The following is a 25,970-nucleotide window of genomic DNA, read 5'->3' on the forward strand; positions in this document are numbered from 1 at the left end:
TAGTAGTTTATCGGGTTTGGGGTGTGATGGAGTGCGTGAGATTGCTTTGGGAGTTATTACTTTTACTTAGTGCCCAAAAATTTATCTAAATTCGGTACATCTACCCAAGTACCCGTAGCATTCGACTCCTGGGTCAAATCCATCAACAACTGCGAGTAAACCCCTTCTCTGAGGGACGGTATCAAAGATTTACCGGCATCTATTGCTTCTACCCACCTATCTACTACTCGAATAAACGGTGCAATTCTCCCGTCTGGATAAACTTGAGGAAACTCCAATCTTTGAGGAATTTTGATTTCAGCTAAAGGTTCTCCACCTTGGGAACCCCACAAGCGAAATCCGTGGACGTAATCTTGCTGGTTGTCGCTTCCCAACACCAAAGTACCCTTATTCCCGTATATTTCCACCCAGTGTCCCCGCCCTTGATAAGTAACAGAACTCAAACAAACTTGACAAGGCGTTCCTCCGGCTAATTCCAACATCAACGTGCAAGAATCATCTGCATCAACTAATTTTAAATTTCCCGAATCATTCGGGTCTGGCCGCGCCGAAATGCCTGTAATTAAGTGCCCAGAAAGCCTATGCAGCGGGCCGAACAGCCAGCTAATATAATCAAAAACGTGAGAACCCGTCGCGCCCAAAACTCCGCCGCCGCGATCTTTTTGCGCGTACCAATTCCAGGGGCGAGTCGCATCAGCGCGGCTCGACACCAGCCAATCAATCTTAATTAAACGCTTTTCTCCCACATATCCTGCTGCCAATAGTTCTGCTAGCATTTGCCATGCGGGGATGAATCGAAATTCAAAATCCATTGTGGCAATTGCTCTCGAACCACCATTTTTTAAATCGGTTTGAGATTCGCTGTTTGTCAATCGGTAAAGTTCCCTGGCTTCATTTGCTGTCAGGGCTGTGGGTTTTTCTAATAATAAATGCTTGCCTGCTTCCAATACCGTTTTTGCCATTTCATAATGCAAAAATGGTGGCGTGGAAATGCTGACGCCCGCTACTTGGGGGATGGCAACTATATCTGCGAGCGAGTTGCAAGCGTAGGAGATATTGTGGGTAGAGGCGATCGCCTTTGCTTTGTCTAAATTCCGGTGGTAAACAGCCACAACCTCTGTCCGGTGATGTGCCTGGAATCCGGGAATGTGAACTTTTTGACCGTAACCTGTACCGACTACTGCAACGCCAATTTTTGACATGATTTAATAATTGCGAATTGGGAATTGGGCATCGGGTATTGGTCATTGCTAATTAGCAGTAAATAACCAATAACTAATAACGATTAACCAATGACTACTTACTAATGACTAACTACCCATTCAATTACTTGTTTGCCCAAACTAACACCGTCAAACAAGTCAATTTCTCTGATCCCTGTTGGGCTGGTGACATTAACTTCTGTGAGATAACCGCCAATAATATCAATGCCGACAAAGTACAGTCCGTCCCGTTGCAGCACTGGTTCTAACTGAGTGCAAATTTGCAGTTCGCGATCGGTAATTTCTGTTTTTGCGACTCGGCCGCCGACGGCCATGTTTCCGCGAAATTCATTGCCGGTGGGAATGCGGTTGACAGCACCGATGGGCTTGCCGTTCAACAGCACTATCCGCTTGTCTCCGTCTTTGGCTTCCGGTAGATAAGTCTGAACCATCACTGGAATTTGCCCTTGTTGAGTGCTAATTTCGACCAGGGAATTGAGATTGCGATCGCCCGATTCCAGAAACAAAATCCCCTCGCCAGCTTTGCCACCCAAGGGTTTAAGAACTACCTCTCCTTTTCGATCGACAAATTGCAGAATTACCTGTTTGTTTTGAGAAACAATTGTCTCGGGTATCGCTCCTTGAAATTGCAAAGCATACATCTTTTCATTCGCAGCCCGCAATCCTTTGGGACTGTTAACTACCAAAGTTTTAGTGGGATCGATGCCATCTAAAAGGTAAGTAGCGTAGAGGTAAGCAGTGTTGACTGGGGGGTCTGTCCGCATAAATACTGCATCCATTGATTCCAGAGGCTGCAAAGTAGGCTGTTCTACCTCGTACCAAGCCTCAGCAGCCTCCCAGCGTCCATCTACAAGTTTGACTGGGGTCAGGGCTACCCGACTCAGCATTGCCCAGGTTTTGCCGCCGATGACGCTTAATTCCTTAGCTTGAGTCGCCCAGACTTCGTGACCCAACTCTTGAGCGGCTTCCATCAGCGCTACGCTGGTATCGTGTCCTGGAATTAGTCGCGCGAGGGGATCTATGATGAATGCAAATTTCATTGTCAGTTAAAATTAAGAATTGGTCGCCGGAAAATTTGGGCTAACTGAAAATTTAACAGGGAATGCCTCATTTTGCTGCTAGCAGAGGATCGAGCAGGCCTTGACTATCGAGTTGGTGGATGTCGTCGCAGCCGCCTATGTGTTGGTCGTTAATGAATATTTGGGGCAGGGTACGGCCTCCGTTGGCTCGATCGGTCATTTGAGCCCGTGCTGCTTCATCTCCGTCGATCGCGTACTCTGTAAAATGAACCCCTTTTCGCTTCAGCAGTGCTTTAGCACGAATGCAAAACGGACAGGTTCTCCAAGTGTAAATTTCTACTTTAGGGGTCATCGGACACTCTTACAATAACAATATTTTTTTATTGTAATCTTAACCAATCTTATTTTAATTTTTATATAGTTGTAGCCAGCAACGTGTAAAGTTATTATTTATACAATTTTCTTTTATTTTACCGTCCAAATAAAAAACCACCCACGTTTCAACAAACGGAGAGATGTTGAAAACAAGCAGCAGCTTCGGCCTGCCTACCGCTGCTGACCGACCTGCTTGTTTCGTTTTCTGCCGAAACCGATGATTCCTGCGCCTGTCAGGAGGAGTGCTACCACAGTACCCGGTTCTGGGATCGCTGTTGTCCTGACCGAGGTATTTTCGTATATATTAGGAAAATTCGGCGTTGGTGCAACTATGGGTGCAGGTAGCACTATCGGGTTTGTGATGACATCAGGTGGTTGGGTCTCAGGCAATTGCCCTGTAGGCTCTGGCGCGGTGAGTGGCGATTCTACTGCCGGCGGCGTCGGCGCTACGGTGTCTAATGTCGGTTCTGGTGATTGCTCTACTATCGGCGCTGCCGACAACGGATCTGGCGAGGGCTGTTGCTCTACTACCGGCGCTGCCGATAACGGATCTGGCGATGGTTCTTGCTCTACTGCCGGCGCTGCCGATAACGGATCTGGCGATGGTTCTTGCTCTACTGTCGGCGCTGCCGATAACGGATCTGGCGAGGGCTGTTGCTCTAATGCCGGCGCAGCAGGTACGGGGTCTCGCAGGGATGTTGATGATGAGGCCGATGTTGATTGCTGACCCTTCACGCACTCATCTGAAAAGTTTCCGGGCCCGCACACATCAATGGCTGCTGAAGCCGGAGGGGCTGCAGCTAGATAGTAGAACGCTGTTGCCATTGTGGCAGAGAGTCCAATTGCTAGTTTTGCCAGTGGCGTACACATAACTATTTAGTTAAACATTGGTAAAATCGGAAAATAGAAAAAGTGCTAGAGATTAGCGATGTACGACGGGGAAGGATTTTAGATATCTTAGAATAAATTGATGTTTTCTCTCGCGGGCATCTGTAAAAGATAGTATAGCGCTTGAGGCGGTCGCCCAAACACTTTAGTCATACTATTCTCTTTCACCTTAGCCCCGCCTAGCGTGGTTTGCACTGATTAGTGGTTTGCACGGAGTGAAGCCACATCTTTTTGCACCTCTCAAGTAAGAGCCGTTACAGCCATTAACAAAGAGTGTTTTTACCTTGACCGCCGCCTCCTGAAATTAATTATTTAACGGCTCGCAAACTAGCTCTGCTGTATTGTACTTTGCACAATGCACAATCTGACTACTATTAGATCATCTCATGGTTCGAGGAGATCTGTCCTCAGTATATGTACGTGTATTCCGGAATGTCAACTACTTAAAAGTAATATTTAAGTATTTACCGAGGGTAGAGGGCGTATTGAATGAGCTGAGCTAGTCTGTCGCGGAGAGTTTCAATCCCGAGACCTTTGGCGGCCGAAATAAATACTGCTTGAGGAAATTCTTCTCGCGCGAGGGCGAGAGTCTCTCCATCTACGGCATCGATTTTGTTAAAAACTACAAGGGCTGGCCCGGGTGTTACGGGCATATCTGTCAAAATATTCATGACCGATCGAATTTGGCTCTGCCACGCGGGATGGGAGAGATCGACGAGGTGCAGCAAAGCATCGGCGTCAGTGACTTCTTCGAGGGTAGCCCGAAAAGCGTCGATCAAGGCGGGGGGCAGTTCGCGAATAAAGCCCACTGTATCTGTGAGGACGATCGACAAGGATTCCCCGGTGACAGTGCCGGGAATGGTCAACCGTCGGGTTGTGGGGTCCAGGGTGGCAAATAACTGGTCGGCGGCGTAGACCTCGGAATTGGTGAGCAGGTTGAGCAGAGTCGATTTACCTGCGTTGGTGTAGCCGACGATCGCCACTGAGGGTACGTTGTGATGGTGCCGGTTCTGTCGCAGCCGAAAGCGGTGGGCCAGCAGTTGATTTACTTCTTGCTGCAATCGAGAAATGCGTTTGGCGATCGTCCGCCGTTCGGTTTCAAGTTTGGTTTCCCCTGGGCCTCTGGTACCGATGCCGCCGCCCTGCCTGGACATTGCCTGACCGCGACCTGTGAGCCGGGGCAGGGCGTACTCTAGCTGAGCGAGTTCGACTTGCAATTTACCCTCGCTCGATCGAGCTCTTTGGGCAAAGATGTCGAGAATTACCTCTGTTCGATCGACGACGCGGATACCTATCTGAGTTTCCAAGTTCCGTATTTGTGCGGGGGCCAGGTCGCGATCGAATACCACGAGGTTAGCGCTAATCGTCTGAGCGGTGAGGGAAATTTCCTGAACTTTGCCTTCGCCGACCACTGTCTGCGGATGGGGGCGCGATCGTTTTTGGCGCACTGTTTGCAGAACCTGACCCCCGGCGCTTTCAACCAGCCGCGTGATTTCTGCGAGCCCGTCCTCAAACTCCAACTGAGTCATGTGCTGAGTCATCACACCTACCAACAGCACTTTGTCTTGGTCTGCATCGACCTGCTTGGCCACAAACTCTGCTTCAAACTCTGCTTCGAGTCCTTCCACTAAATCCAGAAAGTCTTGGTCGGCGAGTTCGTCCAAATTCAGCGGTTCTGATATTTTCCAAGGAAAGTGTGGAGTTTGAATTAGTGACTTTTGAATTGAAGGTTCTTCTCTTTCATCAGTTGCATCTGGTTCTAACCGAGCGCTCAAAACAGAAAACTCAAAATTTGGCCCATCTCCCTGGGGTATCAAGTGAGCGAGATAAGTTTCTTGGATGTAACCAGTCGCACCGCCGCCGCGGCGCTGAAATCCTCCGCCGGTCAGTGTCAGCCAAACGAGGGCGTCGAGGCGCTGAATTGCCATTGCTGTGAGAGCTGCTTCGCTTGGGGTTTCTGGCTTCAGGTGGGTGGCGATGCAGCGAATGCCGCTGAGGCGACCTCCCCCGTAGCGGGGCAGTTCTAGGGGCGCAATTTGCGTTTGGCGGGGTGTACCCACCCCCACGCGAATTACTTGTCCGCGGCGGTTGATGTAGGTGCAGATTGGTTTGTCTATTTCCGTGCTGATGGCGGCGACGCGCTGGGCGAATTCTGCAGTGGTGATGCGATCGCCCGGTAGTCGCTGGTGGTACAGCTTTTCGAGTTGCTTGAGCTGGCTGGACTTTAAACCTTGAAGATTGCCGTAGATGGTTTCGATAACTGTTTCTCCCGATCGATCTGTTTATTTCCTATTTTAATTAACTCCAGCGCGATCGTGTTTGGGTTTTAAATTTAAATTTACTAAATTTTCTTGCCTCTAGCAGAGCGCGGGTTCAGTATTGTCGAGTCACCAGCGCCGTTGTTTGTCACTAAGGGGCGATCGGACATTTCACTGCTGCCCTATAAACTTGCGGTTGTATTCAGTATCTACAGATACAAGCGCTCGCTTAAATCATCGGGAGCAATAAAACTTTACACATATTTTTTGTCTCAAACTCCTCCTTTAGACTTGTGTGTATCTTGAGCCTATCGGCAGATAGCAAAGTAGAAATTAGGTCGCTACCATGAGAAGCGAAACATTGTTAAGGAATGTAAAAACATGGAAACTCGTCCTACTAACTTGCCTCCTACGGCTAATGCTTACAACGGCAAAGATCGCAATGCCTTTCTGTTTGGTTTAAACCCGCAAGCAGAACTTTGGAACGGTCGCTTAGCGATGATCGGTTTCTTAGCTTATTTGCTTTGGGACGCGGCTGGATTTAGCGTTCTGCGCGACATACTTCACCTTCTGCCTACCTACATTGCTCGCTAATGAGTAGCTGTTTTTCCTGTCTGGCAATGTGAGGAAATGCCGCTACTGCCAGACAGGCTAGAAGTTACAAATGGCAGCGAGTATAGTTTCGTCCTTTTGTATCTTTCGTTACTTTTGAAAGGCATTAAAAGACTTCGTGCTGTGATTCGATGATTCTGGGTGGGGGCGCTGTCGCTGGCGCGATGAATATTAATAGCAACAGATATTTACTGCGTAAAGCCGATCGTCCCTGCTGGATTTTTGATAAGAAATCTCATCGAGCATTTTGGATAGTTTATGAAAAATAGGAGAGGAGCATCCACAATGATTAACTCAAATTTACTGGCAATAGTAGAATCGAATCTAGCTGACACAGCATCAGGAAATTGGCAAAAGCCTCTAGTGATGTTTGTTTGCAATATCTTGGCATTGCTAGTTCTCAGCCGGCGAATTTGGCATCCCCACGTCGGGCAGAAAATGCCTTTGCCCTTCCCGTCTTTGTTCAACAATGTTAGCGTACCGGCATTTCTGGCTTGCATTAGCGCAGGTCATTTGCTGGGAACATTCATGATTTTGACCCTCAAAATCGACAAGTATTTTTAGGAGCAATTTCCGCTATTCTGCGGCAATTTATTACTAAACTGGTTGTTAAAATCCGGACAATAAATGGCAGGGTAAGTGGAAATATCTCAACCATAGTTGATTTTAATTTTAGCTCGCCAGTGATGCAGAAATCGTTGCTTTTTTCAGGTATATATAACTAACGAAACTTAAACAAATTTCAAGATCAAACTAGCTTTATCTGCTGCACATACGTCACTGTGGCATGATACTGCACCCACCAATCTATTATAAGATATACAGCATATTCCATGTAATTGTATTACAAAGAAACTGGGTTTCGAACAACAGAATCATTACCAGGGGCGATAACTGTAAAGAAACCCGGTTAGGAGTGTGTATTTCATAAACCTGGAAGACGCTGTAGCTGTTGTCAAGGCTTATAAGACCTCCATAAAAGTAGTTAAATTTTGTGAGGTTCTTAGAAATGACACCATCTAGCAATCAACTCATTCTCTGTTACCAATGTAGTGCTTACATGACGGTCGCTCTCTATACCAAGTCTAATACAGCCGTCAGCTCCCGGACTCGATCACCCACCACTTCATCCGCAAAAAACTGCCCCATTTTTCACCGCTTTGAGCAACATCAAGACGCTTGATGAAAAAACAGTTGGAAGAGCAATCTAAAACACTTGAAATTAATGCTGCAACCTTTAATTAGCTTTAACTTGATGAAACAGTGGCTAAAAGTTTTTCCCATTCCACAATTATCTACAAGCGTGACTTGATTAATGGCGTTAATGAAATTTAATCCAAATTCCATCTCTTACTTGATTGAGGACAGTGAATTTTTATTTTATTCTGCCGCTTAGTGACAGAAAATGGGTAACGATATTGCTCATTATCCAAAATGGTTTGCACGTCATATTCTTGCGTATTGCGTTGTATTTAAATACGCTTTTGCCGTTATGAAATAAAATGACGAATGTATTGCCGATTTCGAGCTATAGCCATTGAACAATAACCTTTTGTTCACATCATAAATCATCAATACAAGCTTTATAGTTGGCGATAATATCAACTTTGGTTGCACGAGAGATGATAGGTAACGGAGGAAACGGCAATGCCGTTTCCCTACGCTCAATTAATCACAAACACTTAATTATAGATGTAACTATCACCAGGTTAATTGTAAGGGTAAACGGTACTGCCCTGTCCGGATTGGGGGTAATATTAATTTCGATGTAACTGGATTTGATATATAGCTTTTCTCAAAAAGGTGAGGTACGAATTTTGACCTAGAAAGCTTGACAATACTGGGTTTCTGTATACCTCATTTATCTGAGAACCGCTATAGCTACTCATCTTGTAAGCATTTTTGCTAGACCCGCCCTAGAACTTACGACTAAATATAATAACATAGATTTCGCGCTCGCCAATAGTTTACAAACCAGATATCGGCACAAACTCGTAACCGTAACTGGTGCGATTTCCGGGTTTAACAGTTACTAATTGAACTGCTCGATTGCGATCGCCCGAAGGTAAAAACCGAATCGGGCCTGATGCTCCTTTTGCCGAAAAATTTGAGGCCGATAAAGCTTGTTGAATACCTGTGCGAGTCGGATTGCGCTCTAAACCGACAATTAACGCGATCGCCGCGTCATAGGCTAAAGCTGTGCGCCAACTTACTTCAGCATTCCAAAGTTGTTTGGATGTTTGGGGAAAGTTTGACTGCGGATCTGCGAGAATGTGCCAAGGAACAGCCAGCACCATATCTGTTGCTCCTGCGCCACCGATTTGCAGTGTTTTAGCAGTATAAGCCCCGTCTCCTGCTAGTAATGGCAGCCGTTTGGCATTTACTTGTACTACTTGCAAAGCTTGGTCTATCGTGGCTGAATTGGATGCTAACATAATGACTTCTGCTCCTTGGGCGATCGCACTTTTAAGGCTCTCGGCCGCATTAAAATTGCCCTTAGCAAAATCGAATTCCGATACTATTTGTCCTCCATCTCCGTAAAGAGCCGTAGTGAATTCATCTTTTAATGATTTGCTGTAACTGCTGGCAGAATTGAAAAATACAGCAGCTTTTTGCTTTTGCAATTTTACCAGCATATAGCGGGAAAGAGCATTAGCTGAAAACCGATCGCTCGGCACTGTCCGAAATACATTGCTGCTAACTCCTGAAATCTGCACAGACGTACTTGTCGGAGAAATTGCTACTAATTGTTTTTGCTGGTAAATCTTGCTGGCTGCTAGCGTTGTATCTGAACCAAAATGCCCAATTACTCCTAAAATTTCCGAATTGTTTGCTAGAGCAGTGGCAATTTGTGCTGCGATTTCAGGGTTGTTGTCATCGTTAGTAATTAGCACTTTTAATGGAGTACCGCTAATGCCGCCAGTTTGGTTGATTTCATTTTGAGCTTGAGCAACGCCCCGCAGAATTTCTAGAGCAGCATTGATATCGCCACCAATGGGAACTGCGGCAGCAATTGTGTAGGATTTTCGATCGCCGATGCGGGCGTTGTTGAGGTAAATTAGGGCTTCTGGATCGTTGCGATTGGTTTTCAGGGAAGCTTGTAAGTCGGAAATAGCTGCGTTATAGTTGCCAGATGCGATCGCCTGTACCGCTGCTTGTTTGGTTGTTGTTGCTTGCTCTGGAATTAACAGTTTTTGTCCGACACTCAGACGCTGCTGAATTGGCTGCTCTGACTGGGGGGAATTCCCCGTCGGAGACTTGGGAAATGTCTGATTTTCGGGTGATAAACCTCCGAGATTGATGCCGCCGCGACTTGTCAGCCACCAAATACCTGCACCGGCTAGCCCGATCGTAATTAGGAGCGATAATACGAGAACAGCGGTTTCGTTTTTTTGGGACATGGCTGCACTGTTTTAGATTTTAGGTTTTAGATTCAACGACTCAAGCATTCGTCATTTGGCATTCGTGATTCGACATTCGGCAGAAAAACTAATCTAATTATATTTTTACATTTTTTTATTAATCTTAGACTAACTGCGAGGCACTCAGCAGTATAATATGCCGAGTGCAAGGCCGGATATGATTTTTTTGGGAACTATGTATAAACTAACTTGGGAACGGATCAAAGGCAATCAGGAGCGCTCCCAAACATTCACTTCTGAACAAGCCAAACAAACCGCCGAAGTACAATTCGCATCGGCTGCGACCGACAGCAGTGCGGTTGGGTACTAAGTGAGAAGGAAAGAAGTTTGTCTCGCTTGCACTTTGAAATATTTCTGGCGTTGCTGAATAGAGGTACGATCGGTGCGATCGCAGGGATGTTTTGGCTACCCGATTTGCCTAGGAAAGAGCGCGAGTTAAATGATACCCTGCATAGGGGGAACCGGAACATCGCAAAACTTAAGATAATCAATTACTAACCTCATTGAATATTTGAGCATCTCTCCCTCATGGAGAATACGGGATGTGTGTGGCGATGAAGTCGTGCTTGCGTAAGGTCGCATTCGCGTATTTTCGCCCTCTACTCTGGTCATGTAAGTTTTACAGATAATTTGGTCTCCATCGGAACTGGAGTTTAGTCTACACTCCCGTACCTCATGGTTAGTCTTCATTCAGAACAAATGCGCCCCCGGACATCAGATTCTCAATTCTTATTCGCTTCTCATCTCTGGTGGGAGAATGGTAAGGGGTGGAAGAATATTTTGAACAATCTTCGTCTACTACTTCAACCTTTTACCCTATTTAACTTAATTCATCCTTGGCTTACAATCTTTCCTGTTCCTCAATTATTTTTAGGGTTTGCTAAACTTCAATCTATCGTTGATAGGCTTACTTCCTCAATTTTTATATTCCTGTCTCACCATGATTTCTATTTTTCCTCTGCCGCTTAGTGACATAAGAGGGTTAATTAGGCAAGATTTGAGAGCCAGGTGGCGTTTAGTTTGCCTGATTTAGCCTGATGATACTAATGTGGTGACGATCGCGACGACGGCCTCGGGGTCAACAGGTTTGGCAAGGTGACGTTGAAAGCCTGCTGCGATCGCCTGCTGTCGATCGATCTCTCCAGCATAGGCAGTCAGGGCGATCGCGGGAATTTGTCCGCTTTGTTCTAGCGGCAGGCTGCGAATCTGACGCAGCAGCATATAGCCATCCATTCCTGGCATCCCAATGTCACTCACAATAATATCTGGAACTGCTTGAGAGAAAGCTTGTAGTGCCTCAGTTCCAGAGGCGATGGCGGTGACGGTCGCCCCCGCTTGTTCTAAAACAAACGCCACAAACTCGCGTGAGTCTGCCTCATCATCGACAACTAAGACATGAATGCCGCTTAAATCTCCGGTTGAGTCCGATGGCTGCTCGATCGCTGGCAATTCATGATATCGACGCGCAAGCGGAATGCGAACAGTAAACGTAGCTCCTTGTCCTTCACCCTGGCTCTCAACTGCAACCGTTCCCCCGTGCAACTCCACAATTTGCCGCACGATCGCCAGTCCCAACCCCAAGCCGCCAAATTTGCGGGTGGTGGCTCCATCTTCCTGCCGGAAATGGTCAAAGGCATAGGGCAAAAAATCAGAGCGCATCCCTTTTCCAGTATCGCTAACTTGAATTTGAGCGTGGGTTTCATCGGAAGCTAGAGTGACAGCCACTTGTCCCCGATGAGGTGTAAATTTGACTGCGTTAGACAAGAGATTCCACACCACCTGCTGCAACCGTCCAGCATCTCCGATTACCATGCCAACACTCGGTAAAATCGTTGTGTAAATTTGAATGGCTTTCGCTTCTGCTGCTAAGCGAACCGTTTCTAGGGCTTCAGAAATGACGGCAGTGAGATCGACAGGTATCACGGTTAAACCAAGTTTACCGCGCAAAATCCGGGAGATGTCGAGCAGATCGTCAATCAGTTGCACTTGGAGTCGGGCGTTACGCTCGATTGTTTTTAATGCCATTGTGGTTTCTGCGGCATCTAATTTTCCCTGCAGCAATAGCTTTGACCAACCGAGAATCGGATTGAGGGGCGATCGCAATTCATGGGACAGCACCGCCAAAAACTCATCTTTGATCCGGTTGGCGCGATCGGCCGCCTCTCTTGCGGCTTGTTCGCGGGCAAGGAGTTGTTCTCGTTCTGCCTCAATGCGTTTTTGCTCGGTGATATTGAGTACAGTGCCGACAAAGCGTTGTGGATTGCCGGCAGCATCAAAGTAAGCCTGTCCTCTGGCGGCAATCCACCGTTCAACCCCATCTTGAATCCCGATCGTGCGATATTCTACGTCATACTTGCCGTTGCTAGCTGGGTTCAAAGTCAATTGCACCACCTGTTCTAGTCGTTCGCGATCGTCGGGGTGCAGTCCGGCAAAAAAGACCTCAATGCTGCTGTTGGCTTCTGGCGGTAAGCCAAACATGGCTTTGCAACCCTCATCCCAAATCAATTGATTGGTGATGAGATGCCAGTCCCAAGTGCCTAATTGGGCAGCTTCGATCGCCATGCGGAAGCGGTTTTCACTGTCGCGCAAGGCTGCTTCGGCGCAGGCGCGTTCGACTGCCGCCCAAGTGCGATCGGCTACTTCTTCCGCTAGGGAAACCTCCTCTGGTGTCCAAGCTCGCGGACCTGATGTGTGGACTGCCAGCCCAGCTACAAACTCGCCCTCCTCGATCAGCGGTATGCCGATGTAGGCACCGATCTGGATGGCGGCGTAAGCCGATCGCCGATCGGGGGATAGGTTGGGATCGGCTTCCACATCAGATACGGACACGGCGCGACCAGTGCGGTACGCCGCGAGCAGCTTGGGGTCGAACGAATCAACCGAGCAACCGCCAGCGAGCGGTTCGGCTCCGTTTACGTAATCGCGCTCGACGACGCAATCAGCGCCGCGAACCTCGAAGTAGGCTACCCTGTTCGCGCCGAGATATTCGCCCAGCACGCGGCTGGCTGTAGCCTGAATCTCTACTGGGTCGGCAAGGGGGCGGAGCGCGTCGGCGAGAGAGACGCGGAAAGCATTAAATTCGGCGTTTCGCCGCAAAATTTCTTCTGCCCGTTTGCGATCGCTAATATCTTTGAAGACAACAGCGACTTTTCGCGCCTCCGGCTCACCCATGCGACAGGCATAGACATCGAACCATCGGTTCATTGGTTCAGAGCCATTTTCAAAGCGAGCCGATTCACCCGTTATAGCAACTTGACCGTAAATCTGAATCCAATGGTCTTCTAAATCTGGAACTAACTGACGCACTGTTTTACCGACTGCTTTTTGAAGTCCTGTTTGCTGTTCGAAGGTGGGATTGATTTCTAAGAAGCGGTAGTCGATCGGCGTATCATTTTCGTCAAATAGCACTTCAATAATGCAGAAGCCTTCGTCGATCGACTCAAATAGAGTTCGGTAGCGTTCTTCAGATTGACGCAGAGTTGCGGCAGTTTGAATCTGCTCGGTAACATTTTTGAAATAAACGGTAATGCCGTTTGGGGCGGGGTAAGTGCGAACTTCGTACCAGCGGCCGTGATTTGGGTAAAACGCGGTTAGTGACGCAGCCACACGATCGCGCATGGCGCTCCAGTAAACCTGCGCTAACTCATTGTCAGTAAGTTCTGGATATTCTGCCCACAAATTCTTGCCAATTAAATCGCCTGGAGTACGATCTAGTAGTGTTTCGGCAGATGGATTCATATAAGTAAACATCCAGTTCTCATCCAGAGCCAAGAATGCGTCTGTAATACTCTCCAGAATATTCCGAGTCTGCTCCTCGCTTTGGCGCAGGGCTTGTTCTACACGTTTGCGATCGGTGATGTCTCGCGTCACGCCTGCCACTGCTTCTACTGTGCCGTTTATCCCTAAAAGCGGCACAAAAATGTATTCGTAGGCGCGTGTACCGATTGCGCTAGTGTAGCGGGATTCATCCTTGAGCTGCTGGCGCGTGGCGATCACCTGTTGAATCTGTTGCTGATGTCGGGCCGCTAAATCGGTTGGATAATCCAGCTCAAAAAAGTTCTTTCCCAAAGCTTCATCCGAAGTTTTCTGCCAAAGATTGAGCAACGCCGGACTGACATACGTGAACCGTCCCGCCAAATCAAAGGTGTAAATAAAATCGGGAATTGCAGCGACGATCGCGTCGAACTTCCGGAGTTGCCGTTCGAGTTCGGTGCGACTTTCACGCGAAACAGCTTCAGCACGGGCACGTTCAACGGCTGCCCACGTCTGCTGTGCGGTTTCCTCGACTCGTTTCACCTCATCTTCCGTCCACGGACGGGGGTTTGCCTGATGCACCGCCAGCAATGCGACAAATTGATGGTTCTTGATCAGCGGCACATCAATGTGCGCGGCAATATCAATTGTTTGATACCTTGCCTTCTGGCTGGCTGTGTATTTAGGGTAGTTCGCCACATCGGGAACGATCGCCGTTTGTCCCGCTTGATGGTCGTCTGTCAGGTTGCGTCCAAAGTCTTTCAGATAGTACAGCCCGCTTAGTTCGGCAACACCGTTCGTGTAGTTTTTATGAACGATGACTTCCTTGCCGCCTGGTAACACTTCAATGTAAATGACGCGGCTGGCGCCTAGAGACTCGCCTAGAACACGGGCTGCGATCGCCTGAATCTCGTTGGCATCAGTCAGAGGGCTTAACGCATTGGTGAGCTTAACTCGAAACGCATCGGCTCGGGCAGCTTGACGCAAGGCATCTGTTGAGGGGCGCTCCTGTGGCAGATGAGATTCTGGCTGCGCCTTGTCTGGTTGCTGGGTGCGTTCGAGTTCGGTCAACAGGATTTGCACAGCCGTTTTCAGGCTGTCCGACCAGGTTTCGACCGCCCCCAGTGGCGTTTGCGACCAATCGTGCGATCGCATCCGCATCGCCATCTCGCTGTCGCCTGCAAATAAGTTTTTAGGATCGGCCCCCTCTACTGAATCACTCACACACCCTACCTCTGTGAAAAATACTGAGCTAAAAGCTTTTTGCTACCTTCTCGAACGGCGATTGAAGAGGATTGACCCAGTTCTGCAACCAGCGTCCGAATTTGCCTTAATGCTAAAGGGGAGGGTTGAATCCGTTGATTCTCCCAGCGATTAATCGTCTCGTAAGCAACACCCAGCGATTCTCCGAGTTGCACTTGGGTCAGTTGGGTTAGTTGCCGAAGTTCACGAATAACATAGCTAACCTCTGGTTGCACCAGTGCAAAAGATTGTTTGGACACCGAACTTTTAGAAGATTTCATACAGTTTAAGTACGTGGCATCTGTCATATTCAATATCCGCCCAAAATTAAACCGACTAATCTCCCTTAAGAAAGAGTTCTTCAACCCCAGCAGCCGTCTTGTATTCAGGGGATGTTTAGATTCACTGCTTGTATTGATAGAAATTAGCCAGACTCAAACAAAATTCAAGTCTAAACATTACCCAAAGCTGCTATGTGTCTGGCAAATACGTCATCATCATGAAGGCAACGGACAAATCTATAAGATATGGCTGTTCTAACGGGACTTAAACGAATAGCCTTGCAGCAGTTAGGTAGGATTGATGCGGCGAGCAATTAATAGAAAAAAAATTCAACCCAAGTCATATTCAGCAATATTCGTCTCCCGCGGTCGCGCCGATCGTACCTCGCTCCAGCAACGCCTTTTACCGAGTCTAGCGGCCCCAACGCCTCTTTTCCCAAAAAACCGGGTTTCACCAGTCCCCATGCCTAAGCCCTAGGTAAATTAGGTACTCTTAAATTCAGTGCAGCTCAGGCTGGCATGAAATAAATATGAAGAAGTGTAGCCAAAGGAACTCAAAAATGTTAAGATTCTTAATATAATGTAGCATTGTGTGCGCCCCAACCAAAACCTAACCTGAGATGGTGCTGAGTGGGAGCAGCAGCTAGCTACCATAAAACTAAGCCTCTTTAAATGAAAGGAAAGCGCAAGTCCCCGCCCGCTTTCCTTCCCAGCTAAAGCTAGGGGTTTGCGATGTCGCAAACCTTTAGAGGCACAGATCCTCAGCGGGAAAAGCTCATGAAAACTCTTAAGTCCTCAGATACAGATTCTGTTCGCGCTTACTTGCGGGAAATCGGCCGTGTTCCGCTGTTGACCCACGAGCAAGAAATACTCTACGGGAAACAGGTACAGCGCTCAACCGCACTGCATCAGGAGAAAAATATTTTAGCCGAAGAGTTAGGCCGCGACCCGACGGCGGCTGAATGGGCGCAGGCAGTAGGGCTGTCTGAGGAACAGTTGCAGCGGACGATCGACCACGGGGAAAGGGCAAAGCGCCAAATGGTGGAAGCGAATCTGCGCCTGGTAGTGTCTGTTGCCAAGAAATACATCAAGCGCAATGTAGATTTGCTCGATTTAATTCAGGAAGGCACGATCGGGATGCAGCGGGGAGTAGAAAAATTTGACCCGACTAAGGGCTACAGATTTTCTACTTATGCTTATTGGTGGATTCGTCAAGCAATTACTCGGGCGATCGCCGAAAAAGGCCGCACAATCCGCTTGCCCATCCACATTACCGAAAAGCTCAACAAAATTAAAAAGGCTCAGCGCCAACTTGCTCAACAGCTAGGCCGCGCGGCTACTGCTGCTGAGTTGGCATCTGAGCTAGAATTGACTCCCAAACAGATTCGGGAATACCTCGAACGCGCGCGCCTGCCACTTTCTCTTGACTTACGTGTGGGAGACAATCAAGACACAGAGTTGGGCGATTTGTTGGAAGATACGGGTACTACCCCAGAAGATTTTGCCCTGCAATCTTCCCTGCGGACTGACTTAGACCACCTGATGGCAGAGCTGACTCAGCAACAGCGAGAAGTCCTCGCCTTGCGGTTCGGTTTAGAAGACGGGCAAACCTTAACCTTGGCAAAAATAGGCGATCGTCTCAACATCAGTCGGGAACGAGTGCGGCAAATAGAACGGGAAGCTTTGACCAAACTCCGCAAGCGCAAGCAAGATATCAACGATTATCTAGCCAGCTAGGTAGATTGGGGATGGCGATCGGGTCTCCACCCCTGGCAATCCCCAATCTAAAATCGTAAAAACCGCCGCTTTTAATTCGGTTGTGCCTACTTGGTTGCTGCGACTGTCCTGCTACATTAGTAATTACTTAGTAATAAAGATCGGCAGCGATCGGATAATGGTTATTTAATTTAACCGCCCGTGTGTAACATAACAAGCTGTCTCTGAAACGGAGGTACTCGTGAGTAATTCATCTAATAAATCCCCAGAATTCTTTGAAGAAGACGGAGAAAATACCAACTTATTATGGCAATACGTGCAGTCCATGGCTCCCGACACTGTTTCTCAGTTGTCTAAACCGACTTCTCACGAAGTGTTCCAAGTAATGGAACGAAATATTGTCGGACTTTTGGGGAATTTGCCTTCGGAACACTTCGGGGTGACAGTTACTACCAGTCGCGAACATTTGGGTAGATTGCTCGCTTCCGCGATGATTAGCGGTTATTTTCTCAAAAATGCCGAACAGCGAATGACTTTTGAAAAGTCCATACAAGCCAGTGAGAGACACGGCTCGGACGATTAGTCGATTCTTAACATTTAAGTTGTACAAGTGTCAAGCCCCCCTCCCAAGATGGGGGCTTGAGATTTTAGATTTTAGATTTTAGATTTTAGATTTTAGATGAAATAATTGAATAATTATTGATTTTATTCTTAAATTCCCAATTCCCAATTCCTAATTAATATGTCTGTTTATCCTTTGACCCACAAAGTTATCGGCGTTGCTGCAATCTGGAACGACCGAAAACAAATTTTGATTGACAAGCGCCGACAACACGGACTGCACGGGGGTTTCTGGGAGTTTCCGGGCGGTAAAATAGAGCCTGGGGAAACAATTGAAGCTTGCATAGAACGGGAAATAATGGAGGAGTTGGGAATTGTTGTAGAAGTTGGCGATCGCTTGATTACAATTGACCACGACTACACTAATTTTACAGTTAGGCTTTACGTGCACCACTGTCGCCACATCAGCGGTGAACCGCAAACGATCGAATGCGATGAAATTCGTTGGGTGACTCTCGACGAAATTGACCAATTTACTTTTCCCAAGGCAAACGCACAGATTATTGCTGCACTGCGGAAAAGTTGAACTGTGATATCAAATTCGGTTGCTACTGACAACAGACCAATGAAAACTAACTTTTACTTTTGGGTAGTGGTGAATAGTAATGGTCAATAGCCAAGAGAGGCATTGTAATGAGGTACAAAGTAAAAAATTGCACCAATACGGCTACTCAATTTCTTCGAGAACGACAAGGTTTTACGAACCAATCGCCCCACTCGCTGCCACAGGGTGTTGTTGAATTGCTTTTGGGTAAATGGTTTTTCCCGTTTCTTTGCCAACGGCTTTTCGGACGCTTGCAGGCGTAGTACCTGTTCGTATGCTTCCCAAAAATCGGTGTAGCCGATCCCACACGGGCGGTAAACGGCCGGCAAGGATTGCCAAAGCTTTGTTGCTGGCTGCCGATAACCCAATACGGTTTACTTAAGGTCGAACAAGCGGTACACTAAGTATGATGTATAAAAAAGTAAATCGAGTATAATGCCGTACAAAAAAATATTATTAGAATCTCCAAAGCTCAAAAGTAGCGACATATTCAAAGCAATAGAGATAGCGATTCCATCAACAGAAATAGAAGCGGCTATCTTGAAAACAAAATCAAGAGAAAAACGGCATCGTGCGCTACCATCACAACTGGTAGTATGTTTGATCGTAGCAATGAGCTTATGGTCAAAAGACTCAATGCGCGACGTACTAAAGAATCTGATTGATGGACTTAATGAAGTCTGGTTGAAAACAGGTAGATATTGGAAAATTCCGTGCAAGGCCGCTATTACTAAAGCCAGAAAAAGATTAGGATGTCTTGTAATGAGCCAGTTATTTCATCAGTTGGTACGACCAATGGCTACAACTGAAACAGTAGGAGCTTTTCTGAATGGATTGAGAGTTGTAGCAATAGATGGAACCTGCTTAGACATCCCAGACAGTGATGAAAATGCCAGAGTTTTTGGCCGTCCAGGTAGCCGTCCAGGTACAAGAGCTGCTTTTCCCTTTCGCTAGATTAGTTATTTTAGTAGAAGCAGGAACACATTTAATATTTGATGCTTTAATATGCCCATACAAGATGGGAGAAAGAGTCAGAGCGTTAAGATTATTGCGGTCAGTTACTAAAGAAATGTTGCTAATGTGGGATAGAGGTTTGCATTCGTATGCAATGGTATCATCCACGCTCAGCAAAGGTTGTGGCTATTTAGGAAGAATTCCATCAAATGTTAAATTCCTCAACGAAACACAGCTAGAAGATGGTTCTTACTTAAGTTTTATTAATCCCCCAGGCAAATTCAGAAAAAAAGGATTTAAACCAATCCAAATCAGAGTAATCGAGTATACAATTGAAAACTTAAATGACCCAACAGCAGAAATTAGATATCGTTTAATTACAAGTTTATTAGACCCTCAAAAATTTCCGGCAAAGTTATTGGCTGCCGAATATCATCAACGTTGGGAAGTGGAAAATACAATTGATGAATTCAAAGTACACCTGTTAGAACGAAAAACTCATATTCGTTCTCAAAGACCAAGAGAAGTAGTGCAAGAAATTTATGGTCTATTATTAGGACATTGGGCTGTGCGGTCATTAATTTTTCAAACAGCGAATAGTGTAGAAATTTCCCCGTTAAGTATTTCTTTCACGGGTACATTACGAGTTATTCGTCGCGCTCTCCCAAAATTTCAGCGACTAGAAGCACAAGAAATTCCCTTTTTTTAACTTGGTTGAATTTGGAGATTCTTGATGCGACTTTGCCACAAAGAGTTGAGAGAAATAACCCAAGAGTTGTGAAAAAACCTGTTTCAAAATTTAAATCTAAAAAAGTTAGACACAGAGGTACTGGAATAAAAATTAATTCTCCTGTTTTTAATATTTTCAAGCCTCCCAACCCTTAAGTAAACCGTATTGGCCGATAACCATCTCCAACAAAGACCCCAACAATCTCACAGCCATCGACATCAATGGCTAACCAGACCCATTGTTTCTTCTATTTGGAACTCATAAATGACCACATCTGCGGCAAGCTGAATCGTCAGCAGACCTACTTTTTTTTAGTGACTTCTATGGTCTTTGGAATCTCGTAGAACTTCTGATTGACATACAGTTGTAGCTCATATTCCGCTCAAACTACCCAATCCTATTTTTTAACAGTCGCTTGCAAATAAAGCAGCGGGTCTTCAGCAACCCAACCCAAACCCGAATTGTACCGAACTTCAAAATGCAAATGAGATGGCGGAATGTCCCGTTTTCCCGTCGTCCCCACAGTTCCCAAAACTTCTCCAGACTGCACTTTTTGACCGACTTTTACGGCAAGATCTTTCAAATGAGCGTAGCGCGTTTGCTTCCCCGCTTGATGGTTGACCACCACTAAATTCCCGTAATCCCCCTGGGACCCGGCAAAGGCGACAGTCCCCTCGCCCGCCGCCAAAACCTGGGTACCCTCCGACGCCAAAAAATCTACGCCGCTGTGGAAAAAAAATTCGCGCAGGACTGGATGAAATTGCCGCCCGTAACGCAAAGCTTCCACCGCTGGGGCCGGCAGCGGAAATCCTTGCACCGATCGCGCTGCATCGAGATTGATAGAAGGCCCGACCGACATATTCACCGCAGGCACAAATACCGTTTTCCCCAAAGGCCTACACCCATTCGCCTCAAATAGCAAATCTGCGCGCACTTTGTAAGCTTCTGCCAGTTTTTGCCAATTCCAGCCCGCAGGCACTTCTACCTCGATGCCACTGTACGGAGGAATGACGATCGTACTTCCAGCAGATACTCCACCGCCCCGCAACATCGGATTTATCCCGATCAGCGCCGCAGGAATCACATTGTACTGCCGCGCGATGCTTTCTATAGTTTCGCCCTGGGCCGCAGTGTGGCGGCGCAACCGAGACATAGCCGGACTCGGGCAATCGCGGGCGGGGTCGGGGTTTTCTACAGGTGTACCTGAAGGAAGATTTGCAGGTAGGATCTCGGTATTTGCCACCGCTTTCCCAACGGGTACGATCGACCACATTAGTGCAGAAATCAGCGGAAACAAGCGTTTAAAAGTCATTATGTCTAGACAAAAAAGTATTCATTATGGACAATTGACAGTTTTCGAGTCGAGCGAAACTGCATATTTGAAAGCTCTAGCCGCCCCCCAGACCGTAAATCCCAGGCTAAGCCAAGTTAGGATGAGAATTATTAGTTTTGGTCGCTCTTGGGAAATCAGGCAAAAATTGCTTGTGATGCCTGTCAGCGCCTGCCTGTTAACAGCTATGTTCTTGAGGAAGCGGTACGCCCCGCCCCGCTTCCTTCCCGTGGTCAAGACAAAAATGCTCGATCCGGAACGTGTCTGCGGGGATGAGGTATTTAGCGGGAGTTATTAAATGAGTTTATCTTTTAAGCAAGCGACCCTTTATGTGACTTTGCTGTCGATCGGGGGAGGTATGGGATGGTTGGGCAATCGCTATCTCCAAGGCTCAAATAATCTGGAAACCGGATCGGTTGTGCCCGTAGTGCGGAACCAAATCCCCCCCTATCCGTCTCCTCCTATTGAGGAAAATCAGGCGGTCGATCGCAGCAATCCCAATTTTATTGCTGAAGCAGCCGAAAAAGTCGGCCCTGCTGTAGTGCGGATTGACGCATCGAGCAAAGTGGCCAATCAAGTACCGGAAGCTTTCAAAAATCCTTTGTTTCGCCGGTTTTTTGGGGACAATTTGCCGCAGCCGGAAGAACGAGTCAAGAGAGGTACGGGTTCGGGGTTTATTCTCACTCCTGACGGCCGCATAGTTACTAATGCTCACGTCGTCTCCGGGACGGATACTGTCAAGGTGACTCTCAAAGACGGCCGCGAGTTTGAGGGTAAGGTGCAGGGAGTCGATCCGTTGACGGATGTGGCTGTTGTTAAGATTAATGCCAAGGAACTGCCGCAGGTGGCTTTGGGTCGATCGGACAATATCGTACCGGGACAGTGGGCGATCGCGATCGGCAATCCTTTAGGTCTCGACAATACCGTGACTGTGGGCATTATCAGCGCTACGGGTCGATCGAGTTCCCAAGTAGGCATCCCCGACAAGCGCGTCCGCTTCATCCAAACCGACGCCGCCATCAACCCCGGCAATTCTGGCGGCCCCCTGCTCAACGACCAAGGCGAAGTAATTGGTATCAATACAGCCATTCGCGCCGACGCTCAAGGCTTGGGATTTGCAATTCCGATCGAAACCGCCAAACGAGTTTCCGATCAGTTATTCGCCAAAGGTAAAGCCGAACATCCCTATCTCGGCATTCAAATGGTCAGCTTGAGTCCCGCCACCAAGGCAGAACTCAATAAACAGCTCGATAATAATAAAATTACCCTCGATCGAGGCGTAGCCGTGACGCGAGTCGTGGAAAATTCCCCCGCTCAAAAAGCCGACTTGCGCGCCGGAGATGTCATTCAAAAAGTTGATGGAATTGCGGTTAACACTCCCGGGGACGTGCAAGAACGGGTGGAAAACACTGCTGTGGGCAAAGAACTCCAAATAGAAATTAACCGTTTGGGTCAAGTTGAGACAATCAAAGTACGTCCCGGTGCTTTTCCCTTATCAGGTAGCCCCGCTGGTGGCTGATACCATTTTCGATTTTCGATTAAAGAATTGGGAATGACTTACTGCATAAGGATTTGGAGCTTACCTGCAGTTGCATTCTTTTTTGAAACTGGTATTAGTGGCAAACAGTGAAGGATGAAAGATGAATCTGATAGTTTACAGTCCTGGACGTAGCAACCGGGTTTTTTCACCAAAACCCTCGGTGTAGCGCAAGGGATATCCGGTTAAAAACCCGGTTTCTTAATTCCCTGTGCGTTCAGGACTGTTTATTTTTTTGAACAGCTTTCATCTTTCTCCCTTCCCCAACTCGTTGATATTTTTACTTCTCTTTGGAAGAGTTTGGTTGAATCGAGCTGGTGTTTGTTAAATTTTCTTCTAGGTGCATCCTCTGCTCCATTTGCCTCAGAAAATAGCCAGTCATCATTGCTGAAGCTAGCAAACCTGCTAAGTTTTCGCGGTCAGTGGTAATTTGGACGTTAAAATTGTCTGAAGGCAAGATGCCGACAAGTCCTTGAACGTTATGAGAGATAATTTCTTTGATTTCTGGGCTGACGGACTTGGCGACGCGGGCTAGAACCTCCGGGGATTGGTGTTGGAGGTACTTCAGAAGTGGATTGGCTGCTGTTTGTTGGGCATTGGAACTGTCAAAGTCAGGGTGAAAAACCATTTGGCGATTCTTAATTTCTGGCTTGTTACATTCTACTTTAAACTACTCGTCTTTGCTTGGGTACAAATTTGCCTGAAAGTCAATTTGCAATTGTTTTGGCAGTTGGTCTACTTGAAAGTACCGATGAAATTTATCGGTAACTTGTAACCAATACGATCGCCCCTCAGTCGGTCGCCGTTTGCGGACGAAACCCATTTCTACAAGTTCCTGCACTTGTTGGTAAGCTCCTGAACCTCGTAAGTTAACTAAGTCAGGCTGAGCGATGCCGCCTTTGAGGGCGATCGCAGCCAGCGTTCGCAAAGCTCCAACACCTAATTCTGGAGGTATTAAAGTTTGCATTAAACTAGCAAACTCTTCTCTGAGTTGCAGGCTGTATCCCGTCGGAGTTTCGACGACTTCTAATGCACTCTCGCGGCGGGACGAGTCAGACATGAGTTCAATGATGGCGTCTTCGGCTTCGGATCGATCGCACTTGGCAATTTCTGCAATTTCTGCCAGCGGCACTGGCTGACCTTTTAGGTACAATATGGCTTCTATTGTTGTGGCTAAGCGAGTCATTTTGGAATTATTAATTGGGACGTTGAAAGAAGAAGGAACCAGGAAGCAGGAAAAGAACAGCTATCCGTATTTCCATAACTTCCGTGTCGTGAATCAAGAGAATTAGTAAGAAACATTCCCCTTACACAAATCATTGAAAGTATATGTTAGGTTGAGGAAGGAAACCCAACTCTTTCAATTTTCTTTTTTTTTCAATTTCAGTCGGGGACGCATAAAATTTCAATTTATGATGCGTAATGGCGCACCTAAACGCTATAATTAGAGCGTTTAGCCTTTTTTTGCATCCCGGAGTGAATCTGAGATTTTTGCTCAAACAAATTGCCGTTTTCATCGCCAATTTTCAAATTTAAAATATTACATTTAGCGTTCTGCCATTGATCAATCTAACTGTCGGCCAGTCAATTCTACAAAAATATCCTCTAAATTAGAAGGACGAACCATCATCCCAGTTTTATCGGCTTTGCCATCCAGATATAAATTAGCTTCTTCCAGAGTAGGGAAAAACTTGTATTCCCAGCGATCGCCTATTTGCTTCATCACTAACCCTTGACCATGTTCCTGCCGCAGTTGGGCCAATGTTCCCAGTTTAATTAACTTGCCGCCGTCCATAATGCCGATGCGATCGCACAAATACTCCACTTCATCCATATAATGCGTTGTCAACAGCATTGTCATTCCCTGCTTGTTCAAATCTAGAATAATTTCCCACAACCGACGCCGCGTTTGTGGGTCTAACCCTACAGTCGGTTCGTCCAAAAATAAGATTTTCGGCTGATGCAAAAGAGCTCTGGCAATTTGCAACCTCCGCTTCATTCCTCCCGACAAAGTTTTTACTAAATCATCTCGCCTTTCTGATAATTCTACATATTCCAACCACCGTTTAATTAACTGTTGCCGTTTCGGGTTTGGGATGTGGTGCATCCGCCCGTGAAACTCCATATTTTCCCAGACGGAAAGCTCAGTATCAACGCTAGTTTGTTGGAGTACGACGCCGATGGACTGTTTTACTTGCAAGCTTTGCCGCATCACGTCATATCCAGCTACCTGAATTTGACCGCTGGTGAGTTTAGTCAGGGTAGTCAGCATCCGAATAGTCGTCGATTTGCCGGCACCGTTGGGGCCAAGGAGACCGAACATTTCTCCTGCTTCAATCGTGAACGAAAGGTCATTGACAACCGGGATTTTGTTGTAGATTTTGCAGGCATTTTGTAGGGAAACAGCGGCAACCATAGGTATTGCGGTCTTAATATATTGTAATCATGCTCTGTCTTATCAGTCATATCATTTCGGGTAACTCAACCACCATACTTGTAGTGGTAGCTTTTACCAACAATCTGTAATTCACATTCACAATATCTATAAACTAGCCTCTACTTTTTTGACAAAATTTTATAACAGGTACGCCAACAAACATGATATCATTCCTGGACGCAGCACTAAGGTTTTATCGACGAAAATTTCTGCTGGCCGACATCTGTACAAATAAAAGAAAATCCCGGTTTCTCTGCTATTTGTGCCCGAGTTTTGTTACTGTAACTAATTTCAGTATCATCTGCAGGTATCAGGCTAATTTTTTTAGAGGTTGCACCACCCACTTATTGCGGTTGAGTTAAATCAGGTTTCAATTCCATCATCCGGCTGTCGAATTTGCGCGCTGCTTCGCTAATCGTGATAGTCGGTGTAGTGCCGTCGAGATATATAGTTGTCATAAAAACCCCTATTTTACCCCGTCGAAATAGCGTCATATCGACATTCATGAGTATATTTTTTATTTTTCCTTGACTTCTCCACCCGGCGGATACTTCGCCAATCTTGTCTTGCAAAGTTAAAGCGGCGGGATGAGTGAACGGCAATTCCTTGTTAAGGTTTAAACCTTGAGAGAATGCTTTTGCAGCAAACCCTTCACGGATTGCTCGATCGAACGTAGCTTGTTGGATCGGATTTGACAGTTGCACTGTAAATCCTATTAGCAATTGAAGTTGAAACAGCTTGCGATCGATTTTTTGGTACGCAAAGATGCTAGCTGGTTTAAAGTCAGGGCCCTGGCTGAGTTGATTTTTGAAATTTGCCACATCGTCGGATGACATCTCTGTAAAACCTTGGGGCAAGTCTTGTAAAGTCAAGACTAAGCCGGACAAGTCCGCTGCTGCTTCTGGAATATCGGCAGACAGAATTTTGGTACGATCGATCGCTGGAGTTGCGATCGACACTTTGCCAAATCCACCGCCCCATGCAGCACTAATTAGCAAACAGATCGATAACACAACTTTTTTTTTCAT

Annotated in this window: 22 protein-coding genes and 3 pseudogenes; 11 read left to right on the forward strand and 14 right to left on the reverse strand. The window is 46.8% G+C overall.

The window, feature by feature from the left end; all coding sequences use genetic code 11:
• Window positions 1-62: 62 nt before the first annotated feature.
• From QUA80_RS21540 to hflX, 5 genes are all read right to left on the reverse strand, one after another.
• On the reverse strand, window positions 63-1,202 hold the full coding sequence (locus QUA80_RS21540; protein WP_333427122.1) for a Gfo/Idh/MocA family oxidoreductase: 1,140 nt from the start codon (window positions 1,200-1,202) through the stop codon (window positions 63-65).
• A 101-nt stretch (window positions 1,203-1,303) separates the two neighbouring features.
• Complete coding sequence (gshB, locus tag QUA80_RS21545) at window positions 1,304-2,263, reverse strand: glutathione synthase (RefSeq protein WP_333427123.1); 960 nt, start codon at window positions 2,261-2,263, stop codon at window positions 1,304-1,306.
• Window positions 2,264-2,330: 67 nt separating this feature from the next.
• Complete coding sequence (gene grxC / locus QUA80_RS21550) at window positions 2,331-2,594, reverse strand: glutaredoxin 3 (RefSeq protein ID WP_333427124.1); 264 nt, start codon at window positions 2,592-2,594, stop codon at window positions 2,331-2,333.
• Between the two features lie 194 nt (window positions 2,595-2,788).
• The gene (locus QUA80_RS21555) at window positions 2,789-3,487 is read right to left on the reverse strand and encodes a PEP-CTERM sorting domain-containing protein (RefSeq protein WP_333427125.1); all 699 of its coding nucleotides are present in this window, start codon (window positions 3,485-3,487) and stop codon (window positions 2,789-2,791) included.
• 482 nt (window positions 3,488-3,969) lie between these two features.
• Complete coding sequence (gene hflX, locus QUA80_RS21560; protein ID WP_333427147.1) at window positions 3,970-5,565, reverse strand: GTPase HflX; 1,596 nt, start codon at window positions 5,563-5,565, stop codon at window positions 3,970-3,972.
• Window positions 5,566-5,614: 49 nt separating this feature from the next.
• On the opposite strand from hflX, the gene QUA80_RS21565 reads away from it, so the two are divergent.
• The 3 genes from QUA80_RS21565 (at window position 5,615) to QUA80_RS21575 (ending at window position 6,939) form a co-directional block, all read left to right on the forward strand.
• Window positions 5,615-5,740, forward strand: coding sequence for a hypothetical protein (locus QUA80_RS21565; RefSeq protein WP_263053573.1), 126 nt, complete (start codon window positions 5,615-5,617; stop codon window positions 5,738-5,740).
• Window positions 5,741-6,144: 404 nt separating this feature from the next.
• A complete protein-coding gene (locus QUA80_RS21570) occupies window positions 6,145-6,357 on the forward strand; it encodes a chlorophyll a/b-binding protein (RefSeq protein ID WP_333427126.1) in 213 nt (70 codons plus the stop codon).
• Window positions 6,358-6,660: 303 nt separating this feature from the next.
• The gene (locus QUA80_RS21575; protein ID WP_333427127.1) at window positions 6,661-6,939 is read left to right on the forward strand and encodes a Photosystem I reaction center subunit PsaK; all 279 of its coding nucleotides are present in this window, start codon (window positions 6,661-6,663) and stop codon (window positions 6,937-6,939) included.
• Window positions 6,940-8,342: 1,403 nt separating this feature from the next.
• Here the strand turns inward: QUA80_RS21575 and QUA80_RS21580 are convergent.
• A complete protein-coding gene (locus QUA80_RS21580) occupies window positions 8,343-9,776 on the reverse strand; it encodes an ABC transporter substrate-binding protein (RefSeq protein ID WP_333427128.1) in 1,434 nt (477 codons plus the stop codon).
• Window positions 9,777-9,972: 196 nt separating this feature from the next.
• Between QUA80_RS21580 and QUA80_RS21585 the strand changes: the two genes are divergently transcribed.
• Together QUA80_RS21585 and QUA80_RS21595 are read left to right on the forward strand one after the other, a co-directional pair.
• Entirely contained in the window at window positions 9,973-10,107 is a 135-nt protein-coding gene (locus QUA80_RS21585) for a hypothetical protein (RefSeq protein WP_333427129.1), read from the forward strand.
• Between the two features lie 359 nt (window positions 10,108-10,466).
• Window positions 10,467-10,766, forward strand: a pseudogene (locus QUA80_RS21595) (IS701 family transposase); the annotation flags it as partial.
• 60 nt (window positions 10,767-10,826) lie between these two features.
• Here QUA80_RS21595 and QUA80_RS21600 read toward each other — a convergent pair.
• Both QUA80_RS21600 and QUA80_RS21605 read right to left on the reverse strand, forming a co-directional pair.
• Window positions 10,827-14,717: a PAS domain S-box protein gene (locus QUA80_RS21600; RefSeq protein ID WP_445302276.1), complete on the reverse strand. Its 3,891-nt coding sequence runs from the start codon at window positions 14,715-14,717 to the stop codon at window positions 10,827-10,829.
• A gap of 62 nt (window positions 14,718-14,779) precedes the next feature.
• Window positions 14,780-15,073, reverse strand: coding sequence for a helix-turn-helix transcriptional regulator (locus QUA80_RS21605; protein ID WP_333427131.1), 294 nt, complete (start codon window positions 15,071-15,073; stop codon window positions 14,780-14,782).
• A 777-nt stretch (window positions 15,074-15,850) separates the two neighbouring features.
• Here QUA80_RS21605 and QUA80_RS21610 point away from each other — a divergent pair.
• The 3 genes from QUA80_RS21610 (at window position 15,851) to mutT (ending at window position 17,936) form a co-directional block, all read left to right on the forward strand.
• Window positions 15,851-16,810 (forward strand): RNA polymerase sigma factor, RpoD/SigA family, encoded by a 960-nt coding sequence (locus QUA80_RS21610; RefSeq protein ID WP_333244335.1) that lies wholly within the window; start codon window positions 15,851-15,853, stop codon window positions 16,808-16,810.
• Window positions 16,811-17,030: 220 nt separating this feature from the next.
• Window positions 17,031-17,372: a DUF760 domain-containing protein gene (locus tag QUA80_RS21615; RefSeq protein ID WP_015174476.1), complete on the forward strand. Its 342-nt coding sequence runs from the start codon at window positions 17,031-17,033 to the stop codon at window positions 17,370-17,372.
• Window positions 17,373-17,531: 159 nt separating this feature from the next.
• Window positions 17,532-17,936 (forward strand): 8-oxo-dGTP diphosphatase MutT, encoded by a 405-nt coding sequence (gene mutT, locus QUA80_RS21620; protein ID WP_333427132.1) that lies wholly within the window; start codon window positions 17,532-17,534, stop codon window positions 17,934-17,936.
• Between the two features lie 83 nt (window positions 17,937-18,019).
• On the opposite strand, the pseudogene QUA80_RS21625 reads toward mutT, so the two are convergent.
• Window positions 18,020-18,313: pseudogene (locus QUA80_RS21625) on the reverse strand (IS1 family transposase); the annotation flags it as partial.
• 166 nt (window positions 18,314-18,479) lie between these two features.
• On the opposite strand from QUA80_RS21625, the pseudogene QUA80_RS21630 reads away from it, so the two are divergent.
• Window positions 18,480-19,617 (forward strand): annotated as a pseudogene (locus QUA80_RS21630) (IS4 family transposase).
• A 418-nt stretch (window positions 19,618-20,035) separates the two neighbouring features.
• Here QUA80_RS21630 and QUA80_RS21635 read toward each other — a convergent pair.
• Entirely contained in the window at window positions 20,036-20,950 is a 915-nt protein-coding gene (locus QUA80_RS21635; protein ID WP_333427134.1) for a M23 family metallopeptidase, read from the reverse strand.
• A gap of 1 nt (window position 20,951) precedes the next feature.
• Between QUA80_RS21635 and QUA80_RS21640 the strand changes: the two genes are divergently transcribed.
• Both QUA80_RS21640 and QUA80_RS21645 read left to right on the forward strand, forming a co-directional pair.
• Window positions 20,952-21,266 (forward strand): hypothetical protein, encoded by a 315-nt coding sequence (locus QUA80_RS21640; protein ID WP_333427135.1) that lies wholly within the window; start codon window positions 20,952-20,954, stop codon window positions 21,264-21,266.
• Window positions 21,267-22,487: an HhoA/HhoB/HtrA family serine endopeptidase gene (locus QUA80_RS21645; protein ID WP_333427136.1), complete on the forward strand. Its 1,221-nt coding sequence runs from the start codon at window positions 21,267-21,269 to the stop codon at window positions 22,485-22,487.
• 298 nt (window positions 22,488-22,785) lie between these two features.
• Here the strand turns inward: QUA80_RS21645 and QUA80_RS21650 are convergent, their stop codons facing one another.
• The 4 genes from QUA80_RS21650 to QUA80_RS21665 all read right to left on the reverse strand — a co-directional run bounded on the left by QUA80_RS21650 (window position 22,786) and on the right by QUA80_RS21665 (window position 25,970).
• Window positions 22,786-23,133 carry a DUF760 domain-containing protein gene (locus QUA80_RS21650; protein ID WP_333427137.1) on the reverse strand — a complete coding sequence of 116 codons (348 nt, stop codon included), beginning with the start codon at window positions 23,131-23,133 and terminating at the stop codon, window positions 22,786-22,788.
• A gap of 42 nt (window positions 23,134-23,175) precedes the next feature.
• Complete coding sequence (gene scpB / locus QUA80_RS21655; RefSeq protein ID WP_333244348.1) at window positions 23,176-23,691, reverse strand: SMC-Scp complex subunit ScpB; 516 nt, start codon at window positions 23,689-23,691, stop codon at window positions 23,176-23,178.
• 378 nt (window positions 23,692-24,069) lie between these two features.
• The gene (locus QUA80_RS21660) at window positions 24,070-24,921 is read right to left on the reverse strand and encodes an ABC transporter ATP-binding protein (RefSeq protein WP_333427138.1); all 852 of its coding nucleotides are present in this window, start codon (window positions 24,919-24,921) and stop codon (window positions 24,070-24,072) included.
• A gap of 365 nt (window positions 24,922-25,286) precedes the next feature.
• Window positions 25,287-25,970, reverse strand: coding sequence for a hypothetical protein (locus tag QUA80_RS21665; protein WP_333427139.1), 684 nt, complete (start codon window positions 25,968-25,970; stop codon window positions 25,287-25,289).

It is taken from the genome of Microcoleus sp. F4-D5, assembly GCF_036704885.1.
Taxonomy (GTDB): Bacteria; Cyanobacteriota; Cyanobacteriia; order Cyanobacteriales; family Microcoleaceae; genus Microcoleus.